The organism is Grimontia sp. THUN1695 (assembly GCF_059704325.2).
This window is the reverse complement of record NZ_AP046577.1, coordinates 1165364-1189470: the sequence shown is the minus strand read 5'-3', so window position 1 is coordinate 1189470 and position 24107 is coordinate 1165364. Positions and strand designations below refer to the sequence as shown.

General features: G+C 46.2%; 22 protein-coding genes. 9 read left to right on the top strand and 13 right to left on the bottom strand.

Annotated features, from left to right (window positions below):
• Position 1 precedes the first annotated feature (1 nt).
• The 9 genes from rfbB to AC6IB1_RS08930 form a co-directional block, all read right to left on the bottom strand.
• Positions 2 to 1117: a dTDP-glucose 4,6-dehydratase gene (gene rfbB, locus AC6IB1_RS08970; RefSeq protein ID WP_497568731.1), complete on the bottom strand. Its 1116-nt coding sequence runs from the start codon at positions 1115 to 1117 to the stop codon at positions 2 to 4.
• 129 nt (positions 1118 to 1246) lie between these two features.
• Entirely contained in the window at positions 1247 to 2209 is a 963-nt protein-coding gene (rfbD, locus tag AC6IB1_RS08965) for a dTDP-4-dehydrorhamnose reductase (RefSeq protein WP_497568730.1), read from the bottom strand.
• 14 nt (positions 2210 to 2223) lie between these two features.
• Positions 2224 to 2772, bottom strand: coding sequence for a dTDP-4-dehydrorhamnose 3,5-epimerase (rfbC, locus tag AC6IB1_RS08960; protein ID WP_497568729.1), 549 nt, complete (start codon positions 2770 to 2772; stop codon positions 2224 to 2226).
• 7 nt (positions 2773 to 2779) lie between these two features.
• Positions 2780 to 3697, bottom strand: coding sequence for a glucose-1-phosphate thymidylyltransferase RfbA (gene rfbA, locus AC6IB1_RS08955; protein ID WP_497568728.1), 918 nt, complete (start codon positions 3695 to 3697; stop codon positions 2780 to 2782).
• Between the two features lie 14 nt (positions 3698 to 3711).
• Positions 3712 to 5166 carry a KpsE/RkpR family capsule polysaccharide export protein gene (locus AC6IB1_RS08950; RefSeq protein ID WP_497568727.1) on the bottom strand — a complete coding sequence of 485 codons (1455 nt, stop codon included), beginning with the start codon at positions 5164 to 5166 and terminating at the stop codon, positions 3712 to 3714.
• 1 nt (position 5167) lies between these two features.
• The gene (locus AC6IB1_RS08945) at positions 5168 to 5842 is read right to left on the bottom strand and encodes an ABC transporter ATP-binding protein (RefSeq protein WP_503693155.1); all 675 of its coding nucleotides are present in this window, start codon (positions 5840 to 5842) and stop codon (positions 5168 to 5170) included.
• A complete protein-coding gene (locus AC6IB1_RS08940; protein ID WP_497568726.1) occupies positions 5815 to 6600 on the bottom strand; it encodes an ABC transporter permease in 786 nt (261 codons plus the stop codon). Before AC6IB1_RS08940 ends, AC6IB1_RS08945 begins: the two co-directional genes overlap by 28 nt.
• A gap of 25 nt (positions 6601 to 6625) precedes the next feature.
• Positions 6626 to 8344 carry a polysaccharide biosynthesis/export family protein gene (locus AC6IB1_RS08935; RefSeq protein WP_497568725.1) on the bottom strand — a complete coding sequence of 573 codons (1719 nt, stop codon included), beginning with the start codon at positions 8342 to 8344 and terminating at the stop codon, positions 6626 to 6628.
• 62 nt (positions 8345 to 8406) lie between these two features.
• On the bottom strand, positions 8407 to 8730 hold the full coding sequence (locus AC6IB1_RS08930; RefSeq protein ID WP_497568724.1) for a hypothetical protein: 324 nt from the start codon (positions 8728 to 8730) through the stop codon (positions 8407 to 8409).
• Between the two features lie 946 nt (positions 8731 to 9676).
• Here AC6IB1_RS08930 and AC6IB1_RS08925 point away from each other — a divergent pair.
• The 7 genes from AC6IB1_RS08925 (at position 9677) to AC6IB1_RS08895 (ending at position 17459) form a co-directional block, all read left to right on the top strand.
• On the top strand, positions 9677 to 9925 hold the full coding sequence (locus AC6IB1_RS08925; protein ID WP_497568723.1) for a hypothetical protein: 249 nt from the start codon (positions 9677 to 9679) through the stop codon (positions 9923 to 9925).
• 171 nt (positions 9926 to 10096) lie between these two features.
• Positions 10097 to 10813 (top strand): YjbF family lipoprotein, encoded by a 717-nt coding sequence (locus tag AC6IB1_RS08920; RefSeq protein WP_497568722.1) that lies wholly within the window; start codon positions 10097 to 10099, stop codon positions 10811 to 10813.
• A gap of 68 nt (positions 10814 to 10881) precedes the next feature.
• Positions 10882 to 11640 (top strand): capsule biosynthesis GfcC family protein, encoded by a 759-nt coding sequence (locus tag AC6IB1_RS08915; protein WP_497568721.1) that lies wholly within the window; start codon positions 10882 to 10884, stop codon positions 11638 to 11640.
• A gap of 1 nt (position 11641) precedes the next feature.
• Complete coding sequence (locus tag AC6IB1_RS08910) at positions 11642 to 13810, top strand: YjbH domain-containing protein (RefSeq protein ID WP_497568720.1); 2169 nt, start codon at positions 11642 to 11644, stop codon at positions 13808 to 13810.
• Between the two features lie 319 nt (positions 13811 to 14129).
• Complete coding sequence (locus AC6IB1_RS08905; RefSeq protein WP_497568719.1) at positions 14130 to 15095, top strand: TerC/Alx family metal homeostasis membrane protein; 966 nt, start codon at positions 14130 to 14132, stop codon at positions 15093 to 15095.
• A gap of 183 nt (positions 15096 to 15278) precedes the next feature.
• Complete coding sequence (locus AC6IB1_RS08900; protein ID WP_497568718.1) at positions 15279 to 16970, top strand: mechanosensitive ion channel domain-containing protein; 1692 nt, start codon at positions 15279 to 15281, stop codon at positions 16968 to 16970.
• 297 nt (positions 16971 to 17267) lie between these two features.
• Positions 17268 to 17459: a hypothetical protein gene (locus AC6IB1_RS08895; RefSeq protein ID WP_005505619.1), complete on the top strand. Its 192-nt coding sequence runs from the start codon at positions 17268 to 17270 to the stop codon at positions 17457 to 17459.
• Positions 17460 to 17506: 47 nt separating this feature from the next.
• Here AC6IB1_RS08895 and AC6IB1_RS08890 read toward each other — a convergent pair whose 3' ends face one another.
• From AC6IB1_RS08890 to AC6IB1_RS08875, 4 genes are all read right to left on the bottom strand, one after another.
• Positions 17507 to 17893 (bottom strand): hypothetical protein, encoded by a 387-nt coding sequence (locus tag AC6IB1_RS08890; RefSeq protein ID WP_497568717.1) that lies wholly within the window; start codon positions 17891 to 17893, stop codon positions 17507 to 17509.
• Positions 17894 to 18123: 230 nt separating this feature from the next.
• Positions 18124 to 19674 carry a tripartite tricarboxylate transporter permease gene (locus AC6IB1_RS08885; RefSeq protein WP_497568716.1) on the bottom strand — a complete coding sequence of 517 codons (1551 nt, stop codon included), beginning with the start codon at positions 19672 to 19674 and terminating at the stop codon, positions 18124 to 18126.
• Between the two features lie 4 nt (positions 19675 to 19678).
• Positions 19679 to 20152, bottom strand: coding sequence for a tripartite tricarboxylate transporter TctB family protein (locus tag AC6IB1_RS08880; RefSeq protein ID WP_497568715.1), 474 nt, complete (start codon positions 20150 to 20152; stop codon positions 19679 to 19681).
• 138 nt (positions 20153 to 20290) lie between these two features.
• Positions 20291 to 21274, bottom strand: a complete 984-nt coding sequence (locus tag AC6IB1_RS08875; RefSeq protein ID WP_497568714.1) for a tripartite tricarboxylate transporter substrate binding protein — start codon at positions 21272 to 21274, stop codon at positions 20291 to 20293.
• A 337-nt stretch (positions 21275 to 21611) separates the two neighbouring features.
• Between AC6IB1_RS08875 and AC6IB1_RS08870 the strand changes: the two genes are divergently transcribed.
• Both AC6IB1_RS08870 and AC6IB1_RS08865 read left to right on the top strand, forming a co-directional pair.
• Positions 21612 to 23234 carry an ATP-binding protein gene (locus tag AC6IB1_RS08870; RefSeq protein ID WP_497568713.1) on the top strand — a complete coding sequence of 541 codons (1623 nt, stop codon included), beginning with the start codon at positions 21612 to 21614 and terminating at the stop codon, positions 23232 to 23234.
• A 94-nt stretch (positions 23235 to 23328) separates the two neighbouring features.
• Complete coding sequence (locus tag AC6IB1_RS08865; protein WP_497568712.1) at positions 23329 to 24039, top strand: response regulator; 711 nt, start codon at positions 23329 to 23331, stop codon at positions 24037 to 24039.
• Positions 24040 to 24107: the final 68 nt, after the last annotated feature.

Below are 24107 nucleotides of genomic sequence, written 5' to 3'. Positions count from 1 at the left end.
ATTATACCTTTCCCAACCAACATTCATTACCTAAATACCACTCCACCGTCTTTCTAATACCCGTTTCAAACGACTCTACCGGCTTATATCCTAATTCATTGTTTGTTTTGGTCGCATCAATTGCATAACGGCGATCATGGCCTGCACGATCTGCGACGAAACTAATGAGCGTTTCACATTTTCCTTTAGAAGCAGCGATGGCATGTGGGTATTTCCTCTGAAGGTCACTGCCTGAAAGGTTTAAAGAACTAGGTTCAAGGAGGGAATGTTCACCAGTGAAGTATTCATTCATTAACTGACAAATAACGTGGACGATATCGATATTGGTCCATTCTATATTGCCGCCAATATTGTAATTTTCACCGCCACGGCCTTTTTTAAGCACCAATTCAATCCCGCGCGCATGATCTTCGACATACAGCCAGTCACGAATTTGCTGACCATCGCCGTATATAGGTAGCGGTTTGTTATACAAAATATTCGTGATAATCAGCGGGATCAATTTTTCCGGGAAGTGGTACGGCCCGTAGTTGTTTGAACAGTTTGATGTCGTCACATCCATACCGTAGGTGTGATGATAAGCACGCACTAGATGATCGGCAGCGGCTTTGCTCGCTGAATAGGGGGAGTTTGGTGCATAAGGCGTCGTTTCCGTAAAAGCAGGATCATTGGGTTTCAATGTGCCATACACTTCATCTGTTGAGACATGATGAAAACGGTGTGGAATAACCGCTTCTCCACGTGCTGTTGGCTCATCAATCCATACTTTTTTGGCCGCCTTCAACAAACTGTAGGTGCCAATAATATTGGTTTCGATAAACGCATCCGGTGCAGAAATAGAGCGGTCTACGTGTGACTCACCGGCAAAATGCACAATGGTATCTAGCTTATACTCTTTTAATAGGGTCTCTACCAGATTAGTGTCGCAGATATTTCCATGAACGAATATCATGTTTTCATTGTTTGCAACTATGTCCAGATTGGCTTTATTACCTGCATAGGTCAATGCATCCAGTACAACGACTTTGTCATTTACATGATGTTTTAACCAGTAATGTACAAAGTTTGCACCGATAAAGCCTGCACCGCCGGTGACTAATAGGTTTTGTATTTTCATAAATTAAAATATCAAATCAGAAATTGAAAATGTGTTTTTAAGATGAAAGACAAAACAGATGTTAATATCCATATTCTTTTCAAGCTTAACGTTTATTAACTTGTATTCTTTCTTTGCAGTTATCAGGGTTTATTTTGTTCCCGTTATTGTTCGGCGTTCTTCCACTTTATGGGTCAGTTCCTCCATCATGGCAGAGAGTTGTTTTCGCCAGTGGATTGTCTCTATCTCACTGGCTTTTTCTGCAGTAACTTTGTCAATCACACTAAAGCAAGGGCGTGCTGCGGGTGTTGGGTAACTGTTTGATGATATCGGGCGAACTGGAATGGCTGACTTAAGCAGCCCTTTTTCTATCCCAAACTCTTGAATGGCAAGGGCAAAATCATACCAAGAGGCCACGCCCGCGTCGGTCCAGTGCAGGACCTTTGTGCCAGAACAACCGGCACGCAACATCATTTCGCGTAGAGATTCTGGTTCTTTCTCTTGTGACAGGTGCTTTTCGACCAGTGACCATATCATCGTCGCCAAGCTCTTCGCCCAGGTAGGTGTGCCGATTTGATCATAAACAATGTTCAATTGCTCTTTTTCTGCCATCAATCGGAGCATGGTTTTTACGAAGTTATTGCCATGAACTGAATAAACCCAGGCAGTGCGAATAATGGTGGCCTGAGCTCCTAAGAGCTCAGCCACTTTTTTCTCTCCCGCAAGCTTTGATGCACCATAAACGTTGATGGGATTGGGATGATCGTCTGTTTGGTACGGTGTTGAGCTTGTTCCGTCGAACACAAAATCGGTTGAAACGTGGATTAAAATTGCATTGTGTTCCTTGCAAGCAAGGGCGAGATTTTCACAGCCCTTGTCGTTAACAGCATATGCGGTTTCTGGGTCAGTTTCCGCTTTGTCGACTGCGGTATACGCAGCAGCATTAATGATAACGTCCGGTTGTTCCGCTTTTACAAGGTTGAATACTGCTTTTGTGTCGCGAATATCCAGTTGTTTTCTGCTCAGAAAAGTGGCGGATCTATTCTCCGGCAATGTGGCTTTTAGCTCCCACGCCAATTGCCCGCCACTTCCTGTGATCAGAACGCTGCCCATGTTATGCCCCATTATTAGGTAAATGCCGGTGCATCAAAAAAAGAGAATCCTGCTTCATCTTTTGCTGAAAGTGAGGGCAACCCTGCATCTGCTATGGGCCAATCGATACCCAATGCCACATCATTCCATTTAATGGAAACCTCAACATCCGGGTTGTAATAGTCTGTACACTTGTAAACGAATTCAGCCTCTTCGCTGGTCACATAAAAGCCGTGTGCAAACCCTTCTGGCACCCACAATTGACGTTTGTTTTCTGCCGACAGATACGCACCTACCCATTGCCCAAAATAGGGTGAACGTTTACGCATATCGATTGCCACATCAAATACTTCTCCACTCACCACACGCACCAATTTCCCTTGGGTGTTTTCTGTTTGGTAATGCAGGCCACGTAAGATCCCCTTTTTTGATTTACTGTGGTTTTCCTGAACGAACACGCGCTCCCCGCAATGGTCATTAAATAAGGCAGCTCTATACGTTTCCATAAAAAAGCCCCGTTCATCGCCAAACACGGTAGGTTCAATGAGTTTTACATCAGGGATGTTGGTTTCAATAAACTTCATGGTCGCCTCATGGATTGGAGAAAACACGATGTTCTAATAGATTGAGCAAGTACTGGCCATAGCCAGATTTTTGCAGTGGCTGCGCCACATCACGAAGTCCCGCTTCATCAATAAACCCCATCCGGAAGGCGATTTCTTCAGGACAACACACCTTTAATCCCTGACGCATTTCGATGGTTTCAATAAATTTCGCCGCTTGCATCAAATTATCGTGTGTACCGGTATCTAACCACGCCGTGCCACGGCCCATGATTTCAACAGCCAGAGTTTTTGCTTCAAGAAATGCATTGATCACATCCGTGATTTCCAATTCTCCACGGGCTGAAGGTTTCACCTTTTTCGCAATCTCGACCACATCGTTATCAAAAAAGTACAAGCCAGGGATGGCATAGTGAGATTTTGGATGTTCGGGCTTCTCTTCAATGGAAATAGCACGGTAATTGTCATCAAATTCCACCACGCCGTATGCGCGGGGGTTGGCAACATGGTAGCCAAAAACCGTAGCACCGCTTTGTTGGTGAGTCGTTCTTCTCAGTAACGCCGGCAGCTCATGCCCGTAAAACAGGTTATCCCCCAATACCAACGCAACATTGTCATCACCAATAAAGGCTTCACCGAGTGTAAATGCTTGTGCCAGGCCGTCTGGTGACGGTTGCTCAACGTAGGAAAAGTTCACCCCCCAACTGGCGCCATCACCCAATAACCGTTCAAAACGTGGCAGGTCTTCAGGCGTTGCAATAATCAAAATCTCGCGGATATCTGCGGCCATCAGTGTGGCGATGGGATAATAAATCATCGGTTTGTCATAAACCGGCATCAGTTGTTTACTCACGACCTGAGTCAACGGGTAAAGGCGTGTTCCCGAACCGCCAGCCAGCACAATACCTTTTCTGCTTCTTTTTTCGCTGTTTGGAAAAGTGAACATAGGCAATCTCTTCGTTATTTCAGCTCATGAATGGTCGCCACCACCAATCGCCCGATGCCAAATAGCATTAAGAGCAAAAGCGAAAACAAGGTGATGTTGTAAATGACATTAGGAAACGCGTTGTCTTCCGGCAGTGTGGGAGATTCAACAACAACCAGGTATTTCAATTTTCTGTATACTTCTATACGTGCTTTTTCTAACGATATTTGAGAAGAGGTGAACGCTTGAAGCGCTAACTCTAGCCCTATTTTCAATTCGGCATATTTGGCAAGGATTTCGCCAACTGAAAGGTCATCGGCGGTGATATTGTCAGTGCTATCAATACTTGGAAGCGTATTTCCACCGCGATTCGACAACCTTGAACGCTCTTTTGCAAGCTGTGTTTCTATCGCTTCAATTTCATTTTTTAACGTAACAACATGCGGTGCCTGATCACTCATTACGGATACCAGTGCATTCAGGGCCGATTGTTTCTCTGCTAACTGTGCTTCCAGTGTGTAAGCGATTTGTTGGATGGCGAGCCCTTCCGCTTCAGGATCAAGCAGCTTATGTTGGTCCTGAAATATCAACAGTTGCTGTTTTGCCGCTAACAATTTTTCTTCGACACGGATATGTTCACCCCGGATAAACTTGAGCTGTGATTCTGCCAGATCATGACCAATTTTATTGATGTACCACTCTGCCCTTTGTGTAATGGTCTGGGTGAGGCGCTGTGCATACTCAGGGGAAAAAGCCTGTGCAACAACAGAAATCACGGACGATTTTTCATCAATCTCGGCAGCAACCCTTTTTCTATACAACTCATACAGATCTTCCTGAGAGTAATCGCTCTCTAAACGGGAAATCATGTCTATATCATTATTTGTAAAATGAGATGCCACATCGAGTTCTGTGACTAAATAGTCCAGCATATCTTTGGAATAGATATAGGCTTTTACCAACTCAGCATCTGAACCGCCTGATACTGACATACCAAAACCGGATAACAGCGCCATTGAGGCATCCATTGTTGCAAATCCGTCAGGTTGTTGAACAATCAATTGAGCGCGACTTTCATAACGTTCTGATGCAATCACTGTCTGATAAAAGGCAAAAATAAAAGAAGGAAGTAACACAAACCAAAATAAGCTTGTTCTTAGTTGTTTTTTTCCTTTTTCTTTCGCTTTATTTTTTATTTCTGTCAGTTTTGATATTTGCGTAACACTATCCGTATTCGCATACCCCTTATCCAGTGCCGGATGATTACTTTCAATCACCCGTAACGGTTGTTGGTTTGCCTGTTCATCCTGCAATTTATTGATGCGTTGCCAAATTCTTTTGGATAATTCGGGATCGCTTTCTTTGAGAGATTCAGCTTTTTTAGTTAAATACGAGATACTTTTCCACTCTTCCTGACTCACGTGTTTTGAAAGCTGAGCAAACCGTCTTTCTATTTGTTCTTTGTCTAACTTTGTTGGGCTATCGCTCATTTTATAATGCCTGATATGCTTTGATTCCGTCCTCTAATAACGGATAGTATTTAAGCGAGCCATCACGGATAACCACAGCGCTGTCACAAAACTCTCGTAACTCCCCCATATTATGGCTCACCATAATCACACTGGCTTTTTGGCTTCGTTCTAACAGCGCTTGTCTCGCTTTTTTTCGAAATCCAGCATCCCCAACGGAGGTCACTTCATCAATCAAATACACATCGAAATGAATAGCAATTGAGCAGGCAAATGCCAACCTTGGGCGCATACCACTCGAATAGGTTTTAACAGGGAGGTCAAACTTAATATCAAGTTCAGAAAATTCAGCCACTTTTCGTTCATAATCATCCAGATCGAGCACGCCGTTAATCCTTCCTATAAATCGGGTATTTTCCCGCCCAGTCATTTCTGGGTGAACACCAGTGGCAAGCGCTACCGGCCATGAAATATTACATTCCGTGCAAATCCTGCCTTTGTTGGGATATTCACTTTTTGCCAATAATCGAAAGAGCGTTGATTTGCCCGCACCATTTTTTCCGAGAATGGCAACATTACTGTGCGTGGGTATATCAAAATTGATACTGTTGAAAATATATTGATCCCCAAGCTCTGAAGGGTAAAATTTGGTGAGATTCTCAAGCCTTATCATCGACTGATAACTTTTTTCCAGCAAATGGTGTAAACCGCCATTGCAATAAATAACAGGGTGATGGTGACAGAAAAGAGATATTGCATACTCACACCTCCGTACGCATAAGAAGAATAAGCCGCTCCTCTTGCCAGCTCAATAGCCTGCAGTATTGGGTTCCAACTTAAATAAGGCCAGACTTCTTTTGAAAAATCCTGCAGCGAAAAGAAAACGCCAGAAATAAAAAATAAGGGTCGCGTTAGCATCATACGAATACGCGTTATTTCCTTTACAAATTCCTCGCATATGGAAAAAAGCAATCCAACACTAAACGCAACTACTGACAACAGAAAAAAAATGACTATCAATTCAAGTGGATGATCGATGTTGATCTCTATCTGCATGAGATACATCAATAAAAACACCACCACCACCACCACCACTTTCACGATGACTTCGAATAATGCAGCTGCTAAATAAGCACTGATAGGCTGAACTTGCCGAAAAGCAAACAGTGCTTTACTTTTTTTTAAGCTGGCAGCTGTCTTCTCCATCAAAGAGAGAAACAGTTGGATAAATAACATCCCATAAAACATAAATACAAACGTCGGAATGGTATGAACATCACCGCCACTCATTTGGCTACGCAGAAATGAAAGCGCAAAGATAAACGAAACAGGATTTATGATTGCCCAACTGAGGCCAAACTTGTCGTTGAATCCAATGCGTATTTCTCGAATGAAAAGCGCAAATATAACGTCTCGCCAGACCTCAAAGGTGTTTCTTTTTAAAACGGTTGCCATTGTGGTCCCGACAAATGATGGAGAGTTATTTCAATGCCACGTTTGCTGCGACAGCAATTTGATAGATGATCTGCGTAATGTCTTTCACTGCCTGCATGGTTTTCTCATCCACCCTTGGCAAAATAAGCACTTGATCGCCAGGTTGTAATTCTGCATTCCGTCCAAATTCGATCATGCCGTTTGCCCGCACGATCAATGGCCGTTTGTAGTTTGCTCGCTCTGTATAGCCACCAGACCACGCCACATAATCAGCTATTTTCGCTTCGGGGTTGTACACCAATGCCTGTGGCATGATGACTTCACCACCGACCTGAATAAGATCACTTTTCGGGGGGATCATGATGGTATCGCCTTGTTCCAATAATATATTGGCGACTTTTCCATTCTCCGACACGACCACTTTACCCAGTGGTTCGATTTTTCTTGCCCGCTCGGTAAAGGTCAGAATCATTTCTGCTTCTCGGGCCCGAATCGCGGCTTCACCATCGGAAGAAGCTGGCGCTGTAAACACACTTCTCTCAAGACGTTGCAACGATTGTTCAATCATCTCCTTTTGGCGTAACGCCACACTTTTCCGGAGAATATAAACAGATTGGTAGTTAGCAAGATCTTTCTCCACTTCTATCTCAGCCAACAAGGCGTGCAAACGGGTACTTTTATTGACAGCATAATAAGAGGGGCCCAGATAACTGCCTGCTACCTGAATATCAAGGATTTGCGCTCTGAGATCGTCATTGAAGATCAACGTATCTCCATCCTGCACCACAAATGTCGAAAAGGCCCTTTTGGTGAGGTATATCGAGAATGGCCCTCCCTTTCTCGTTCCTATCACACCAACATGGCTCACTTTTGGATACGGTTTTGACAGAGAAATCAGCGTTGACCCGGTTGCCTGTGATTTCTCAAGTTCAAACCTAAATGGATTTTTCACAATGCCGGATACTGATACGGTAGGCCGTTGTGAGTCGACAAAAATCACATCGCCATCTTTGAAGTTAGCTCTGACCAGCTTGCCTTCACGCATAAAATCATACAGATCGGTTCGCGAAATTGTCCTTCCGTTTCGAATGATCCGAATACTGCGATAGCTCCCTCGTTCTGAATCAATGCCTCCTGCCCGTTTTAGAAAATAGAGCAGGCTGTCTGAAGCGATGCCGGCATATTGGCCAGGACGAATCACCGCCCCAGAGACAAACACACTCACCGGCGTCGCTGTCAGCAAGTTGACATAAATACTCACATTTTTTTTATAAATCGTGCGTATTTTTTCTGTCACAACATCATTGACGCTGCTCGCAGGCGTACCTATCACTTTTATCGGGCCAATATCTGGCAGAAAGATATTGCCTTGATTATCGACAGTAACGACTTCTGACAAATTAACCGCCCCCCACAACCAGATAGAGAGTTTGTCACCCGCAGCAATCAGGTAATCATCGTTTAAACCATCAAAACGTTCCGTCTCATACCCTCCTGCAAACAAATTTGCACCATAAGGCGGGGGCAATTCTTCTCCTGACGTGGGCAGAAGAAGTTTAACTGGGGTTTCACCCGGCAGCATTAAGCCTGTTCGACTTTGGTTTTGAAACTGTGCCGGAGGCACGACGTTTTGTGTGGCTTCCGCCGACTGAAGAGAAAGTGCGGCTTGATGTTGCCTATCCACGGCAGTTGAATTTGCTATAGCGCTGCACGAAAACCACGCAATAATAAACAGTAGGTTGATACGAATACGCGTTGTTTTCATTGTTGTTGCGCTCCCTGCACTGCATTGTCATCACCCATTATCGTTTCTTTCATTTAGGCCGTTTATCTGGTTGTTCCAGATACCACGGGTAGCAATACCCAGTTTCCTTCGATCTTGCAGGCGGTGTACAAAGGACGCTCGTTTTGCTCCATAGCAGAGAGCTTCACACATGAGTAACCCAGCGCTGAAAAGTAGGAAACGCCTGCTTCCACTTTTTTACCGTTTACCAAGAAAACAATGGCGTTTTGTTGGCCTTCAATCAAAGCAGCATTCGCACTTGAAAGCCGCTGGTTTGGCAAAGAGTCTGATGATGCAGATAATAAAGGGAGCGTAGATGAGACCTCCGGAGGCGTTTGAGCACATGCCACCATAGATAGGGTTAACATTATCGTGCCTGCCTGCCTAGCGCTTTGATATGTTGTCATTATTTGTCATCATCGTCGTCGAGATTAAACCCAAGCCCAGAAAACCTGAAGAGGCAGGATTCAGGTTACATTAGATATATGTAATTTCATTGAACACGCTACCGCCCTTAGGTATCGCCCCTACTATTCGCATTTATTTATTCGCATTTATTCGCGTCCAATTGGATTCCCGCTCAGTTTTTACCTAAAACCTTAACACTTTTATATATACACCATTCCAAGTTAACACTAACTTTCTTAAAGAACATATATAATTACTGAGACAAAACCTGATATGCATCAGAAATGAAATACATGAACAATATAGTAAGCACTGCCTTCAACCATGTTAATCAGAATCCAAAAACACAACCCATTAAACAGGCATTTAAAAACATAAAATTATACACACAAAAAGAAAAAAGCCTGCCAAAACCACAAATTTTACAACATATTTAATTTCGAAAAGCACACGTAAAAAACAGAAAAACATTAAATATCATAAAGTTAAAATCAAAGGCACATACCCTATGAGTTATAACCTCAAAATCACAAAAGAAATTCAGCGTCATTTTCTATACTTGTAATCACTCATAGTGAAGGTGAACCACATTTAAGACATAACCATAAAAATAAAATCACCAGACAATAAATCAAAAAATAGAATCAATATCAAAACAATAAAAAATATGTTAAATGCAAACCTCGCAACTTACTTGACTTAATGATTGAAAATCAATTTATGAAAATTAAATAGATTTATCGTTTGTGAATAACTGTATTAAATTCAATACTCTTTATGTTTTTCCATGTTTTCTATTTTTATGCTTACTTCGTTTACTTTATTATAAATCATGTACGGCATTTTAATGTCAGGTAGGCACCCTACTCTTTTTATCTCTATCTCTTTATGAATACGGAGCTTTTCATGAAAAAAACAGCAATTGTGGCCTTGGCAACACTGTTGATAGCAGCCCCCGTTATAGCAGCGGAAACAGCTCCGGCTGCAGCAGCGGGAGGGTCTGCAGGAGGAGCGACAGCATCTGCCGCAGCAGTCGGTGGTGTTGCAGCAAGTACCGCAGCAGTAGGCCTTGCGGCTATTAGTGCAGTGGTTATTGCGGTTGATGCAAATGATAGCGACACCGGAACGACGACGTCTGTTACCACTCAGAATTAATTTACAAAACCGAACAACAATCGCTGTTCGGTTTTTTCTTTGTTTTGAAGCTCTGCGTGTAAACGACAGCGACAATACAAGATTTTTCGTGCCCCGGCACCGGCGGATGATTCGCCTTTAGTCCCAAAACGTAGCAAGGATGTCTTAAGTGATGGGTGATGTTGTAACACGATGAAAAATTTAATTAAAATTCTAAGCGTTACGTCATTTCTCTGCATCGTTTTATCCCTCACTGGGTGCAGTCAGAAATTTGAAGCTGTGCGGGATACCATTTCTCTCGCTTTTTTCGGTAATGAAGACATTGTGTTACCCGCCGATAAAGTTGATAACCTCCCCTATGCCAGTCTTTACGCCAAAACCGCGCAAGGTAGCCAAGCATTTTTAGTGTTGGGATATGCAATACCCAGCACCTCAAACAGCGCCCCCGATCCCCGTAACGTAACGTTAAAATGGCTTTCAGCAACCAACGAAATGATTGTGACGGAGCACGGGCGGATCATAAAAACCGTTAATTTGAATGGGAATAACTTGCTTGCAAGCTATTCGTATCAGGCTGATCCGCTGGCGCTTGGATTATTAAACGATGAAACCGGCACGACATGGACACGGACGATAGATTGGCAACCCGGCAATCATAGCGGGTTTATTGTTGAATCGCGATTTGAACGCCAGGGCATGCGTACGCTCATCGTCAATGAGAAATCTGTCCGTGCATTGCACTACGTAGAGTATGTCTCTATGCCAGAACTCGACGTGTCGTTTACCAATGAATTTTGGCTACACCCAGAAACAGGAAATGTCATCGCCAGCGTTCAGACACCGGCCCCGGGCATGCCCAGCATTGCGCTGACAATCTTGAAACCCTATTCAGGAACAACGCAGCAATGATAAAGTTGTGCGTATCACGTTTATCACTTCCTTTCTTCTGTAGGCATAGCATTGTACTGTTCTGCTTTGTGCTAACTCCACACGCTGCAATTGCCATTGAAGAGACGGCTGTCACAGTGATGTCGTCTGTCGACGCCGACAAACACTTTTCACTCTCTTTTAGTAACGCACCACGGATCTCGCAGTTGGTCTCTGAGGGCGCCTCGGTTATTAGGACGCATGTTAGTGAAACAAAAGCCCATTCAACCGATAGCATTTATTGGACCGGTGCTGGGCTTTTCTCTGATGACGAAGATCCCAGTCTCAATGCATTATCCTCTTCTGTTATCAACAAGCTCAATAAGCTCGCCAATCTCTGGTACAACGACAGTAAAAAGCGTGATGCCGTGTTATCACTGCGCGATTTCATTTCCGCATCAACATTCAAGTCCCGCCTTACGGTGACACTTGATGAAGATGTCTATCTCGCTGGCACCCAACAGAATCCATTAATGAAAGGCCGGTTTTATTTTCAACTGCCGTCTCGCCCAACCCACATTTGGATGACAGGAGCCGTCGCGGAGACACAGAAAATACCTTTTTCTGCCCCCTTTTTTGCGAGTGAGTATCTAAACAACACAACCACACTGAATACCTTTGGTATCAGCAACGTCAGCGTCATCCAGCCAAACGGTGAACTGGAAACACATCACGTCTCTTATTGGAATCATCAACCTGCGGGGTTAGCACCGGGCGCGATCATCTTTGTACCTTTCCAGCATTTACCGACAGATCTCGATGTTCTTAACCAAGAAGTTCCTCGTCTTCTCCAACACCGGATTATGTAGTATGCGTTTTATCATTGTTACATGGTCGTCGTTATCACTTGCCGTTATTTATACCTTGCCAGCCTTGGCTACACCGCTTGATTCCGCAACATTTGTCCCTACCCAAAGTGACTTTGGCGGCGTGGGACTGATGCAAATGCCCACTGGCAGAGTGGCACCCGAAGGTGAATTTTCTCTCGGCGTGACATTCAATGATGACTACCGCCACTACCATACTTCTTTGCAACTCATGCCCTGGCTGGAAACAACAATACGCTACACCCAGGTTCCCGATTTACTTTACAGTAATGACCCCAATTTCAGTGGTGACACCGAGTACACGGACAAAGGTATCGATGTAAAAGTACGTTTATGGGAAGAAAGTTATTGGTTACCTGAAACATCTATCGGTATCCGTGATCTTGGGGGAACAGGGCTGTTTGATGGTGAGTATATTGCGGCCAGTAAACACATGGGGCCCCTTGATTTCACACTCGGCGTCGGCTGGGGATATATCGGTAACCGGGGCAACGTATATGGCAACAAGGAAAATAGCAGGGATTGCGGCAGGGACACGTCTTACCAAGAAACAGGTGGCAGTATCGATTATGGTCGATGGTTCACAGGATGCCTCTCTCTCTTTGGTGGTATCGAATACCAGACGCCCTGGCAACCATTAACTCTGAAACTTGAATACGAAGGTAATGATTATCAAAGCGATGTTATCGTTGTTCGATCTGACAGACAAATACCGCAAGATTCTCCGCTCAATATCGGTGCCGTTTACCATTTCGGCAATTGGGGAGATCTAAGAGCAAGCTTCGAACGGGGGAATACGTGGACACTGGGTTTTACGCTTAAAACCAACTTCAACACCTTAGTTCAACGTTGGGAAGATACGCCAACGCCGCGTTATGCCAATGCCGCGCAAACACCCACCGACGACATAGATTGGAAACGTGTTGCTGACGATCTCGAGGCTATCGCAGGCTACAAAAACACCCAAATTTACGTGGATGATACGTCTGTCACCGTCGTCGGTAACCAGGCAAAATATCGAAACCGCACTATCGCCCATGAAAAAGCCGCAATGATATTAGCTAATACGGGGACAAAGGCTGCCACCTACCATTTACAGGAGGAACAAGCACATCAAGCTATAGTTCAAAACGATATTGATGCGGCACATTATCGTACGGTTGCCAATCAAGAATACCTAGGGGCAAACGTTGAAGATGCGCTCACGCGCGTAAACCCTGGATCTGCCCGTGGTTTACTGCAAGTAGATAACAGTAAACGTTGGTCGGTAAGCGTAAACCCTTCCCTGCAACAGTCTTTGGGCGGCTCTGAAGGCTTTTACATGTTTAATGTCGGTCTTGCCGCTGGTGCACGTTACTGGCTCACCGATAACCTTGAAATCGGTGGCAGTGTTTACGTGAATGTCACCGATAGCTATGACAAGTTTAACTATGACGTGCCTCCCGATGGTACGGATTTGAAACGGGTCCGTACGCTGGTTCGCCAGTATATTTCGGATAATCCCGTACGCATCAGCAACCTCCAGCTGACCGCTTTTGATAAGCTGGGGGATAACCTCTATGTTCAGGCTTACGGTGGCTATCTGGAAACCATGTTTGCTGGTGCCGGAGGGGAAGTATTGTACCGTCCTCTTAATAGCAATTGGGCGTTTGGTCTGGACCTCAATTATGTTGCTCAGCGCGATCCGGATTCTGAGTTTGGTATTTTCACTAAAGAAGTACATGATGACCCAGTAACAAATCGCCGATATCGTGTACAAACCGGCACGCCAACCGGTCATTTTACGACTTACTACCGCCCTGAATGGACGGGATTTGATGACTTACTGATCAAGGCAAGTGTGGGTCAGTACTTGGCTGAAGACAAAGGTGTGACACTGGATATTTCCAAGCAGTTTGACAGCGGTGTGATTGCAGGCGCCTATGTAACGAAAACCAATCTTTCTGCAGAACAGTTTGGCGAGGGGAGTTTTAACAAAGGCTTTTACCTGTCCATTCCGTTTGATATTTTTACGGTAAAACCCAGTGCGAGCCGAGCCTTTATTAACTGGACACCGCTTTCCCGTGATGGCGGACAGATGCTGGGAAGAAAGTACAACCTTTATCAAATGACAGATGCGAGATATCCTCGTTCTGAATTCACTCCCCAATAAGACTGTCTTTCTCTTTATCTATACTCAGTTATGGTAACCTGTAACGGTTAAATGACACCCGATACGTCACCAAGAAAAATTTTTAACGTTTTTGGGTTGTATCTTTACGTGAAATGACTATTATGTCGCCGTTTTGGGGAGTAGTCACTTTGTCGCGCTGTCGTCATCCCGTAGCAATTTTTTGCTTCCGGCACGCGAGAACATCGATTCCTGATGTTTTGACAAGACCAACGCACACATTGGCATTAACTTTCGTTGATAGCGGTGCGGCTGGTCAGGTGCTCTCTCACTCCTGTGACCTCCGCATGCTGGAGGTATCATGTTTCTAAGTGATCTCTTTTCAGGTTACGACGGTCTACTTGTTCTTACACTCCTGATGTTAGGGATAGACTTATTGCTGACCCGTGGAAAAATCAGTTTCCGCAGTGCTGCAGTATGGAGTGTATTCTGGTTTGCCTTGGCATTTATATTTGCCGGTGCCATCTATTTGTTCTGGTCCCAGATGTCACCAACCAGTGATCTAAACAGCGTTGAAGCGGCAACCTCTTTTGTGACCGGTTACTTGCTCGAAAAATCGTTGAGCGTTGATAACTTGTTTGTGTTTGCCTTGATCTTTGCCCAGTTCAAAGTGCCGGAAAGTCATGTACCCCGCGTACTGATGCTGGGTATCGTCGGTGCACTGGTGCTGCGCGCCATTATGATTTCGCTGGGTGCGCCATTGATTGCCCAGTTCCACGTCATTCTGTACCTGTTCGGTTTCTTCCTGATCTGGACCGGGATACAAATGTGGCGTCAGCATGGCGAAGAAGAAGATGAACCTTTCTCTGACAGTGTTGCGGTAAGATTGGTTAAACGCTTCTTGCGTGTCAGCCCAGATTACCATGGTAACAAGCTGTTCATTCGTGATGCAGCCGGTCTCCTTGCGACCCCAATGCTGGTGGTGGTGATGGTGATTGCGATGACAGACGTGATGTTCGCACTGGATTCAATCCCTGCGATTTTCGCCGTGACCCAAGAACCATACCTGGTGCTGGCGGCAAACGTCTTTGCATTGCTGGGTCTACGCTCCCTGTACTTTGTGTTGGGAGGTATGCTGAGCAAGTTTGCTTACCTGCACCACACGCTGGCATTCATGTTGTGCTTTATCGGTGTGAAAATGCTGCTGGTTGACACACCATTTGCAATTGCAACGCCAGTCTCTCTGGGTGTGATTGTTACCTCACTGGCATTGGGTATCGGTGCGTCTATTTGGAAGCAGCGCCAAATAGAAAAACTGGCTCATTAATTCTGCAAGGCACCACGAGGTGCCTTTTCTATTTTGGTGACATCCTCCAGCACCCTATACCCACTGAACGAGGGTGTTCTATTTGTATACAAACTCAAAGGTGAGAGAGACAATCAATGCTTGTCAGTATCGGAAGTGTCATACTACACACCTAGATCACCTAAACTTGCTGGAGAGGCGTTCATGATCCCGCGTCGGCATTCAATCTTTTTTGTGCCCCTTTTATTCATCCTGTTTTTATTCTCTGCCCCTACACTCGCTGAAAGTGAAACAGCACCTGCCGCGAATGCAACGGAGGTGCAGTGGAAAGAGCAAGTCGAAGCCCTGAACAAAGAGCTGACTGATTTGGTTGCCCTACAAAGCAAAACAAGCGGAGAAGACAAACTCGCACTCCAACTTCAGATGTTCCAGAAAAATGAACAACTACGTAACCTTATTGCCAATGGCGTGAAAAACGACAGTTTCGATAAGGCATATCTGAACAAACAGATAGAACAACAACAAAAGTATGCTGAGCAAGGTGTCAAATACCTGAGCGAACGCGCCAGCAAGCTTTCCCAATCTCTCAGAGATGCCAAAAGTGAGGACAAGTTTTCGATCCTTGCTGACTTCGAAGAAGCACGGACCTACCTCGACAATATGTACGAGGAACAATCCCAAAACATTGCCTGGATGAAAACCCTTGGCACACTGGAAGAAAAAACCGAAGACGCCTTCAAGCAGGAAGTGAATCGGCGTACTGAGCAAATCGCAGCCAATGTTGAATACCTTCGCCAACAACTCAATGCAGATGAAGCGCAACTAAAAGTAGCGCCTGAATCCGAGAAGGCGACTATCCAGTTAAGACAACTGATCACCCAGCGACGCATGTCCATCACCACCAACAGTCTGTCAGTGATGATTGAACTCGCTGACAAAGCCGGGTTGGAAACAGCAGAATACAAGCGAATGTATTTCGAAGCGACTGGCAGTGTGACACAAGACCTGCTGAGTGGCGAAGTGCTACTGTCTATTGTGAAAACCTGGTCGGGTAAATTCTGGGACTGGCTTGTCGAGAATGCGCCCCAACACATCTTCCAGTTAATTGTCTTCTTGGTCATTCTGCTTATTGCCGGACAGATCGCCAATCTGGCCCGTAAAGTCGTCAAGCGCGCTGTCGCATCGAAAAACCTGAAGTTCTCACAACTTATGCAGGACTTTTTTATTTCGATGTCCGGAAAAGCCGTCTGGTTTATTGGTATTCTTATTGCCCTCTCCCAGATTGGCCTTAACCTCACACCTATCCTGACCGGTTTCGGTATCGCCGGTGTTATCGTCGGTTTCGCATTGCAAGACACCCTATCAAACTTTGCTGCGGGTATGATGCTGCTTATCTATCGTCCTTTCGATGTCGGCGATTTCGTCGCAGCTGGCGGCGTGGAAGGCAAAGTCAGCCATATGAGCCTGGTGAACACCACCATCAAAACCTTCGACAACCAAATCATCATTGTGCCGAACAGCAAAATTTGGGGCGATGTGATCAAAAACGTCACCCATGAACGGGTACGCCGGGTTGATATGGTGTTTGGTGTCAGTTATAGCGATGACGTGCAATATGTAGAAAAAGTGCTGACGGACATTGTCACTGCGCACCCTGCGGTCCTGCGTTCACCGGAACCGACGATTAAACTGCACGTGCTGAACAGCTCATCCGTCGACTTTATTGTTCGCCCTTGGGTGAAAACCGACGATTACTGGGACGTTTATTGGGATGTGACCAAAGAAGTGAAAATCCGCTTCGACAAAGAAGGGATTTCTATTCCTTTCCCACAACAGGATGTCCATCTCCATATGGCATCGGGTGAGTTGCCTCCATCTACAGACAAAAACGCATAGACACAAAAAGCGCCTCCCTGTGAGGCGCTATTTAGTTAGGCTTCCAAAAACCTGTTGACGCCACAATGGCAAGTCCGCATAGGTTTCTTCTTTATTTCAGCTGTATCACCTTTTTTATTTACGACTTATAGATCGACTACCGGAAAAAGAAAGCACTCAGGCCCAACGTCAAATAAATGAGGTATATATTGATTTATTTTGGTCAAAAATAAGCATTTATCCGTAATATGCTACGTGATGACCTCAAAATTTGCTAAAATAGCCTTAAATTAAAATTATCAATATGAACGGATATTCATGTCTGAAACCATGCCCAAAAACCGCATTGAATGGTTGATTTTCTTTCGTCGCGCAAAGACTGCCGATACGTTGGATTTGATGTTAGACGGTGCGTTAAAAAAACTCTCAACGCCTGCCGAACAAGCTGATGCGATCCTCGGCCACGAAGCCAGATTGGACGAACTCGAAGGAGTTCGCAAAACCATTTGACAGAAAAAGGCACCAGATTTTATCTAATGCCTTATTGTGTAAGTGGGTTATGCCGACTGATTAAAATCGCCTGGTTCAACCGGCGCTATAGGCGTAACAGGTACAGGCTCAGTATCATCAGGTTCAAGCACTTCTTCTGCTTTCTTCTCAGCTTCGTTTAACAACTCACTGCCTTTTTCCTTGCCTTTCTTCCATAGTTCAGATCCCTTCTCTTTGGTACTGTCCCAAAGCTTACTGCCGCCTTCTTCAGCGTCATCCAACAGATCTTTACTTTTCTCTTTTGTTGCACTCCAGGCATTTTTACCCGCTTCTTTTGCTGCATCCCAGGCTTCTGCGGCAGATTCTTTCGCCTTGCTCCACTTGTCTTCGTCAGCATGTGCCGTGAAGGGGAAGACAAGTATCAGAGACAATACTAAAGGCTTCAACCTATTCATTCTGCTCTCCCTTTATCTCCTATCGAGTGCTGTTATCGCTACCATTAGAGACGCACAACAGACCCCACATGTCACTTTAACAGCAGTATAAAACACCGTTCAAAATTTTAATCAAGAAAAACCGCCTGAGAAAGCACTGAGGCGGTTAAGGTTTGACAAGGAAAGTATCAACGCAAAAACAGCGAAGTTTAGATCGTCATACATTGCTGAAAAAACGCTGCCGCTTCCGGTTACCCATCACCACGATCGACCAGAATATCTGTTTTTCGTTTCTTATTGCCTATCCCTGCTTTTCCAAGCAATGTGCGAATCAATGGCAATACCAGCACAAAGAGCGAAATACACATAATGCTCAGCGTCAATGGACGTTCCCAGAGGAAACTCAGGCTGCCATCAGAAATAATCAACGAACGGCTAAGGTTGTTTTCCATAATGCCGCCGAGAATAAAACCAAGCAGCATAGGCGCCATCGGGAAATCCAACAATTTCAGCAATATCGCCACGACCGTGATGATCACCATCATGTTGATATCAAAAGTGTTAAAGCTGACCAGATACACACCCGTGATAGAGAAAAACAGAATCAGAGGGATCAGGATTGGACGCGGAATCACCAACAAACGTGAGATGTACGGGATCAACGGCAAGTTCAGGATAAGCAGGACAATGTTGCCAAAATACATTGAGATGATCACTGACCAGAATACATCTGGGTTATCAACGAACAAGCGTGGACCAGGTTGAATGCCATAGGCGATTAGCGCGCCAAGCATGATTGCGGTGGTACCAGACCCCGGAATCCCCAAAGTCAGCAATGGCACAAATGAACCTGTCGATGCCGCATTATTTGCCGATTCCGGCGCAGCAAGACCACGCAGTGCACCGAATCCAAACTTTTCTTTCAGGCGCGCTGGTGCCAAATTACGTTCCAACCCATAAGAGAGGAAGGATGCGATGGTGGCACCTGCCCCCGGTAACACACCGACAATAAAACCAAACACGGAAGAGCGCGCAATCGTTGGAGCGACTTCTTTCACTTCTTCTTTGGTCAGTTTCATGCTGCCAAGCGCCGCCATATCCATATCAGGCTCTTTTTCTTTGTGCTGGCCTTTGAACACGGTCATCACCACTTCTGCCAGCGCGAATGTTGCCATGGCCAACAGCAGGAAACTGATACCGTCAATCAGGTCGATATTGCCAAAGGTAAAGCGCGGTGCACCGGTGATCACGTCGGTACCGATAGTCGCAATCATCAAACCAAACACCGTCATTGCCATCGCTTTCAGCACCTGACCTTTTCCGGCAAATGCCGCGACAGCCGTCAGGCCAAGAATCATCAAGGCAAAATAATCAGAAGACTGGAAACTCAGCGACACTTTCGCCAGAGCAGGAGCCGCAAACAGCAAAATGATCGCACCAATCGTCCCGCCAGTGAATGACGAATACGCCGCCAATGCCAGCGCTTTACCCGCCTGACGTTGCTGCGCCAATGGATAGCCATCAAATGCCGTCACAACGGTACTCGCACAGCCCGGCGCGTTGATCAGGATGGACGATGTCGAGCCGCCAAAAACAGCGCCATAATAAACACCGGCCATCAAAATAATGCCGGAAGCAGGATCCAGGCCGTAAGTGATCGGGATCATCAGTGCGACAGCGGAAATCGGTCCCAGACCCGGCAACATGCCGATAAAGGTGCCAGCAAAACAGCCAACGACCACCATCATGATATTAAACGGCGTGGTCGCCGTGGTTAGCCCTGTTGTTATACCTTCCCACATAGCCTTAACCTCCAAACAACTGGGTAAATGCGCGGCCCGGAGCGAGGTAAATATCCAGCAACTTGGCAAGGATAAACCAAATACCTACAGCAAACGGCACAGAAGCAATAAAGAGTGTTTTCGGGCGACGCTCACCCAAAATCCAATAGCCCATCACCAAAAAGAAGATGGTCGACAGCAGGAAGCCAAACCATTCCAGCGCAAATGCGAATGCAGTAATTAACACCAGCAGCTTTGCCACCAGCAGAAAATCCAACCCGGCCAGATTGAGCTTGCTGGCCGCATCACGGCGAGCCGTCACCAGCATCAACACCCCCAAAACGCTTCCCATGTATGACAACGCAATGGGCAATGTTTGGGCATGGAAAGGTTCATACTCGTCACCGGGCAACATAGGGATATGGCGGGCGTAGTAACCATATGCCACTGAAAGACATAAAAAAATGAGACCACCAATATGGTCTTTAGTGACAACCATGTGACACTCCTTGTACAACAAACCCGGGTGGCACACTCCACCCTGAAACGCAAAGAAAGCCTGATCTTTTGGCCGTTATTAAAATACGTTGAGAAACGAAAACCGGGCCCGATAAACCGAGCCCGAATTACGTCAGGACTAACGCAGGAAGCCCAACTCTTTCATCAGTGCGCCCACTTCTTCCTCTTGTCCTTCAAGGAATGAGACGAATTCGGCGCGTGGCTTGTAGATTTCAATCCAACCATTACGGTCACGGACTTCTGCCCAGGCTTCAGTGGCGTACATTTTCTCTAATACCGCAGCAAACTCATTGGCCTGCTCATCAGACAAACCCGGTGCACCAAAGAATCCGCGCCAGTTTGTAAACTCAGCGTCATAGCCCAGCTCTTTCAGCGTTGGAACATCTGCCGCAGCTGGAGAACGCTCAGGACCAGTCATCGCAAGAATGCGCACTTCACCGGCGTCTTTCAGGGCGAGCGCTTCAGAGAAGCCGGTAGACAGCAATTGTGCTTCACCAGACAGGATGCCAGCCATTGCTTTTCCACCTGCGTCGTAAGCCACATATTTCAGCTTCTTAGGATCACCACCTGCGGCTTTGAACGCCTGCGCTGCAACCAAGTGATCCATGCTGCCTCGGGCAGAACCACCGGCAATAGCGACTGAACGGGGGTTCGCCTTGTAATCAGCGACAACATCCTGGAAAGACTGATACTTGGATGCTGTTGGTACAACAAATGCCGCATAATCACCAATGGTGGCTGCAATTGGTGTCAGGTCGCGGAAGGATTGAGGGAAAACTTTAGAAAGAGAACGGATAACGATAGGTGTCGAGTTAACCATCAAGGTGTTGTCAGCCTGCTCGGCAGTCTCAATCAAGTGAGCAATCGCTTTGCCGCCACCACCACCGGACATGTTTTCGTAAGAAACGGTGTCAACCAAGCCCGATTTAGACAGAGCTTCACCCGTACCGCGTGCCGTACCATCCCAGCCACCGCCCGCGCCACCCGGAATTAGGAAATGAACTTCGTCAACTGCCGCATTTGCTATGCCTGCATTCAAGGCAGAAGTGAGCGCCAATGCTGCAACGATTGTACGTTTTTTGGCGAACATGTTTGAAATCATAGGTTTTTCCTCGTTTGGTTCCGTCCTTTGGACGCGTTAGATTTTTTCCGAAACTCCGCGTAAAAGAGCGATATCGCGTAAACGCCGTTTCGGGATCTCAGTCCTACTCTTTCAAACTATTTGCCCACCCCAAATGTGAAAAGTTTGTGAATTTAATGTTTTTTTAAACTTTAAAGAACATTTTGTGCATATTGTTCACTTGCGTGAGCTATCACAAAGAAACATTATTTCAATAAGATAGATAATAACGACTGGCAACCGGACGTTGCTTAGTGTTTGAGACGTTATTTCACGCTCATTTCGTTATTCAGTTGTGAACAAAAGGTTCTGTTTCTCAATGTTTTCCCTTCGCGCACTCAAGCTCAAAACCCGCATGGCGTTTATCCTCGGCATGATGGCATTGCTCCAGACCGGATTTATTGGCGTGTTTGCCCTTTTTTACCTCTCCCATTCTCTGGACGAGCAAATCAGCCAGCGCGCATTGAATGTCGCCAAAACTATCGCAGCCATGCCAGCTGTCGTTGAAGCAGCCCAGAGCCGGGACAGCGAATTCCTGCAACCACTGGCGTTAGATTTGGCGGAGGTCAATGATGCGAGGTTCGTAGTCATCGGCGATCGCAATGGCATCCGTATTGCTCATCCGGCATGGGAGCGTCTGGGGAAACCAATGCATGATGACGATGGCGACTATAACGAGCTGGCCCTGTTATACGGCAAACCTTATATCCAGAAAGCCACAGGCAGTCTTGGGCCAACAGTCCGGGGAAAAGCACCGATTTTCGACGCCAGCAATGAAGAGGTCGTGGGCATTGTGTCTGTGGGCTTTTTGCTGAAATCGGTTGAGGACATTATTGAGAGGTATATCGCCACCCTGTATTTGGTGATTGCCACCAGCTTTTCCTTGAGTGTGTTGACCGGATTGTGGTTTGCAAGCCACTTTAAGAAGGCCATTTTCGGATTGGAACCCGAGCAAATAGGCCGCCTGTTCCAGGAACGGAATGCCACCCTCGAATCCGTACGTGAAGGCATTATTGCTATCAACAACAAAGGGCGTATTACCACGTTTAACCGGGCCGCCGTCGAAACCCTGGGGCTGGATGACAACACCCGGCTGGCCGACCAACCGATTGAAGATGTGCTGCCTGACAGCCGCTTAATGGATGTCCTGCGCTCGGGAAAACCCCACTTCGACAGGGAAATCTGGCTACAGAACAAAAACTTGATTGTGAACCGGCTGCCGTTGCGCCAGGACAATGAAATCATCGGTGTGGTCGCCAGTTTCCGCCGGAAAGATGAGCTCGACACGGTGAGCAAGCAATTGACCCAGATCCAGCAATACGCCGACACGCTCCGCAGCCAATCCCATGAGTATTCGAACAAGCTTCATACTATTGCCGGGCTGATTCAACTCGGCGCGACCGATGAAGCCCTGGCCCTGATTGGGCAGGAAACCCAAAGCCATCAGGCATTGATCCACCTAATGGTTGAAGCCGTGCCCGACCCTATCCTTGCCGGATGTTTGCTGGGCAAATATAACCGAGCCAAAGAACTGGGTTTACGCCTCGAAATCGACCCAGAAAGTTCGATGAAAGCGATTCCCGATCACATCCCGCGCGAAGAGTTAGTGAGTATTATCGGCAACTTGATTGACAATGCACTCGAAGCCACCCTCCTCAATAAACAGGTAGAAGTCCGCCTTTCGATGACAGATTTAGGCAATGACCTGATTTTCGAGATTGAAGACGAAGGACCCGGTATTCACGAAGATGATCAGACCAGAATTTTCACTAAGGGTGTCAGCAGTAAAAAAGGTGAAGGCCATGGCTACGGTCTTCATCTGGTGCAAACGCTTCTACAGAAACTGGGCGGCACGGTTTTGCTTGAACCTGGCGATGCCATGGGCAGCCGGTTTACTGTGTATATTCCCAAGACACAGCAAATACAAAGTCAAACATCCTGAATAAACAGGTTTTCTGGGGTTAGAATGAAAGTGTATACACCTAACCCTGTTGCAGCGCTATACGGAAACACCCAGCAAGGAGTCAGCAGTTCTTATGACACAAAACATCCGCGTCGTTATCGCTGAAGATGACATTCAAATCGCCGAAATCCAGAAACGTTTTCTGGAACGCATCGACGGCGTTGAATTAGTCGGTATTGCCCACACACTGGAAGATGCTGAAGATCTGGTGGATGTGTTCAAACCTGAGCTTCTGTTGCTGGATAACCACTTCCCCAAAGGCACCGGTCTCGAACTGCTGCGCAGGTTGCGGGCAGCCAACAGTGAAACGGATGTCATCCTTATCACGGCGGCCAAAGAAGTCGATACCCTGAGGGAAGCACTCCGAAGCGGTGTGTTTTATTACATCCTGAAACCACTCGTCTTTGAACGACTTCAGGAAGCCATTCACCAATACGCCGCACACTTGCAAAAACTGCATGAAATGGAAGATCTGGTACAGACTGATGTTGATACCCTGCTTCCCCAAAGAAGCAATACCAGCGCAACAGTGACTGAAACTACCCCGGTTATACAGCGGTTGCCCAAAGGGATTGATGGAATCACGCTCGATAAGATCCGGACTGTGTTTGCAGATTCAGACCAATCACTGAATGCCGAAGAAGTCGGCACACTGATTGGTGCAAGCCGCACCACCGCCAGACGCTACCTTGAATACATGGTCAGCACACAAGAGCTTCAGGCTCAGGTTAACTACGGCAGTGTCGGCCGCCCTGAGCGCCGTTATGTTTCGTCAGACACTTAGCGTTGAGATTCCCGATCCTTGTGGCTAAAAAGCTTACTGAGCACTGGATTTTTGTGCTTTTTATAACC

What these genes read in the sequence shown, in the direction of transcription:
- rfbB (WP_497568731.1), bottom strand. Translation starts at nt 1,117, where the DNA reads ATGAAAATACAAAACCTATTAGTCACCGGCGGTGCAGGCTTTATCGGT.
- rfbD (WP_497568730.1), bottom strand. Translation starts at nt 2,209, where the DNA reads ATGGGCAGCGTTCTGATCACAGGAAGTGGCGGGCAATTGGCGTGGGAG.
- rfbC (WP_497568729.1), bottom strand. Translation starts at nt 2,772, where the DNA reads ATGAAGTTTATTGAAACCAACATCCCTGATGTAAAACTCATTGAACCT.
- rfbA (WP_497568728.1), bottom strand. Translation starts at nt 3,697, where the DNA reads ATGTTCACTTTTCCAAACAGCGAAAAAAGAAGCAGAAAAGGTATTGTG.
- AC6IB1_RS08950 (WP_497568727.1), bottom strand. Translation starts at nt 5,166, where the DNA reads ATGAGCGATAGCCCAACAAAGTTAGACAAAGAACAAATAGAAAGACGG.
- AC6IB1_RS08940 (WP_497568726.1), bottom strand. Translation starts at nt 6,600, where the DNA reads ATGGCAACCGTTTTAAAAAGAAACACCTTTGAGGTCTGGCGAGACGTT.
- AC6IB1_RS08935 (WP_497568725.1), bottom strand. Translation starts at nt 8,344, where the DNA reads ATGAAAACAACGCGTATTCGTATCAACCTACTGTTTATTATTGCGTGG.
- AC6IB1_RS08930 (WP_497568724.1), bottom strand. Translation starts at nt 8,730, where the DNA reads ATGTTAACCCTATCTATGGTGGCATGTGCTCAAACGCCTCCGGAGGTC.
- AC6IB1_RS08925 (WP_497568723.1), top strand. Translation starts at nt 9,677, where the DNA reads ATGAAAAAAACAGCAATTGTGGCCTTGGCAACACTGTTGATAGCAGCC.
- AC6IB1_RS08920 (WP_497568722.1), top strand. Translation starts at nt 10,097, where the DNA reads ATGAAAAATTTAATTAAAATTCTAAGCGTTACGTCATTTCTCTGCATC.
- AC6IB1_RS08910 (WP_497568720.1), top strand. Translation starts at nt 11,642, where the DNA reads ATGCGTTTTATCATTGTTACATGGTCGTCGTTATCACTTGCCGTTATT.
- AC6IB1_RS08905 (WP_497568719.1), top strand. Translation starts at nt 14,130, where the DNA reads ATGTTTCTAAGTGATCTCTTTTCAGGTTACGACGGTCTACTTGTTCTT.
- AC6IB1_RS08900 (WP_497568718.1), top strand. Translation starts at nt 15,279, where the DNA reads ATGATCCCGCGTCGGCATTCAATCTTTTTTGTGCCCCTTTTATTCATC.
- AC6IB1_RS08895 (WP_005505619.1), top strand. Translation starts at nt 17,268, where the DNA reads ATGTCTGAAACCATGCCCAAAAACCGCATTGAATGGTTGATTTTCTTT.
- AC6IB1_RS08890 (WP_497568717.1), bottom strand. Translation starts at nt 17,893, where the DNA reads ATGAATAGGTTGAAGCCTTTAGTATTGTCTCTGATACTTGTCTTCCCC.
- AC6IB1_RS08885 (WP_497568716.1), bottom strand. Translation starts at nt 19,674, where the DNA reads ATGTGGGAAGGTATAACAACAGGGCTAACCACGGCGACCACGCCGTTT.
- AC6IB1_RS08880 (WP_497568715.1), bottom strand. Translation starts at nt 20,152, where the DNA reads ATGGTTGTCACTAAAGACCATATTGGTGGTCTCATTTTTTTATGTCTT.
- AC6IB1_RS08875 (WP_497568714.1), bottom strand. Translation starts at nt 21,274, where the DNA reads ATGATTTCAAACATGTTCGCCAAAAAACGTACAATCGTTGCAGCATTG.
- AC6IB1_RS08870 (WP_497568713.1), top strand. Translation starts at nt 21,612, where the DNA reads ATGTTTTCCCTTCGCGCACTCAAGCTCAAAACCCGCATGGCGTTTATC.
- AC6IB1_RS08865 (WP_497568712.1), top strand. Translation starts at nt 23,329, where the DNA reads ATGACACAAAACATCCGCGTCGTTATCGCTGAAGATGACATTCAAATC.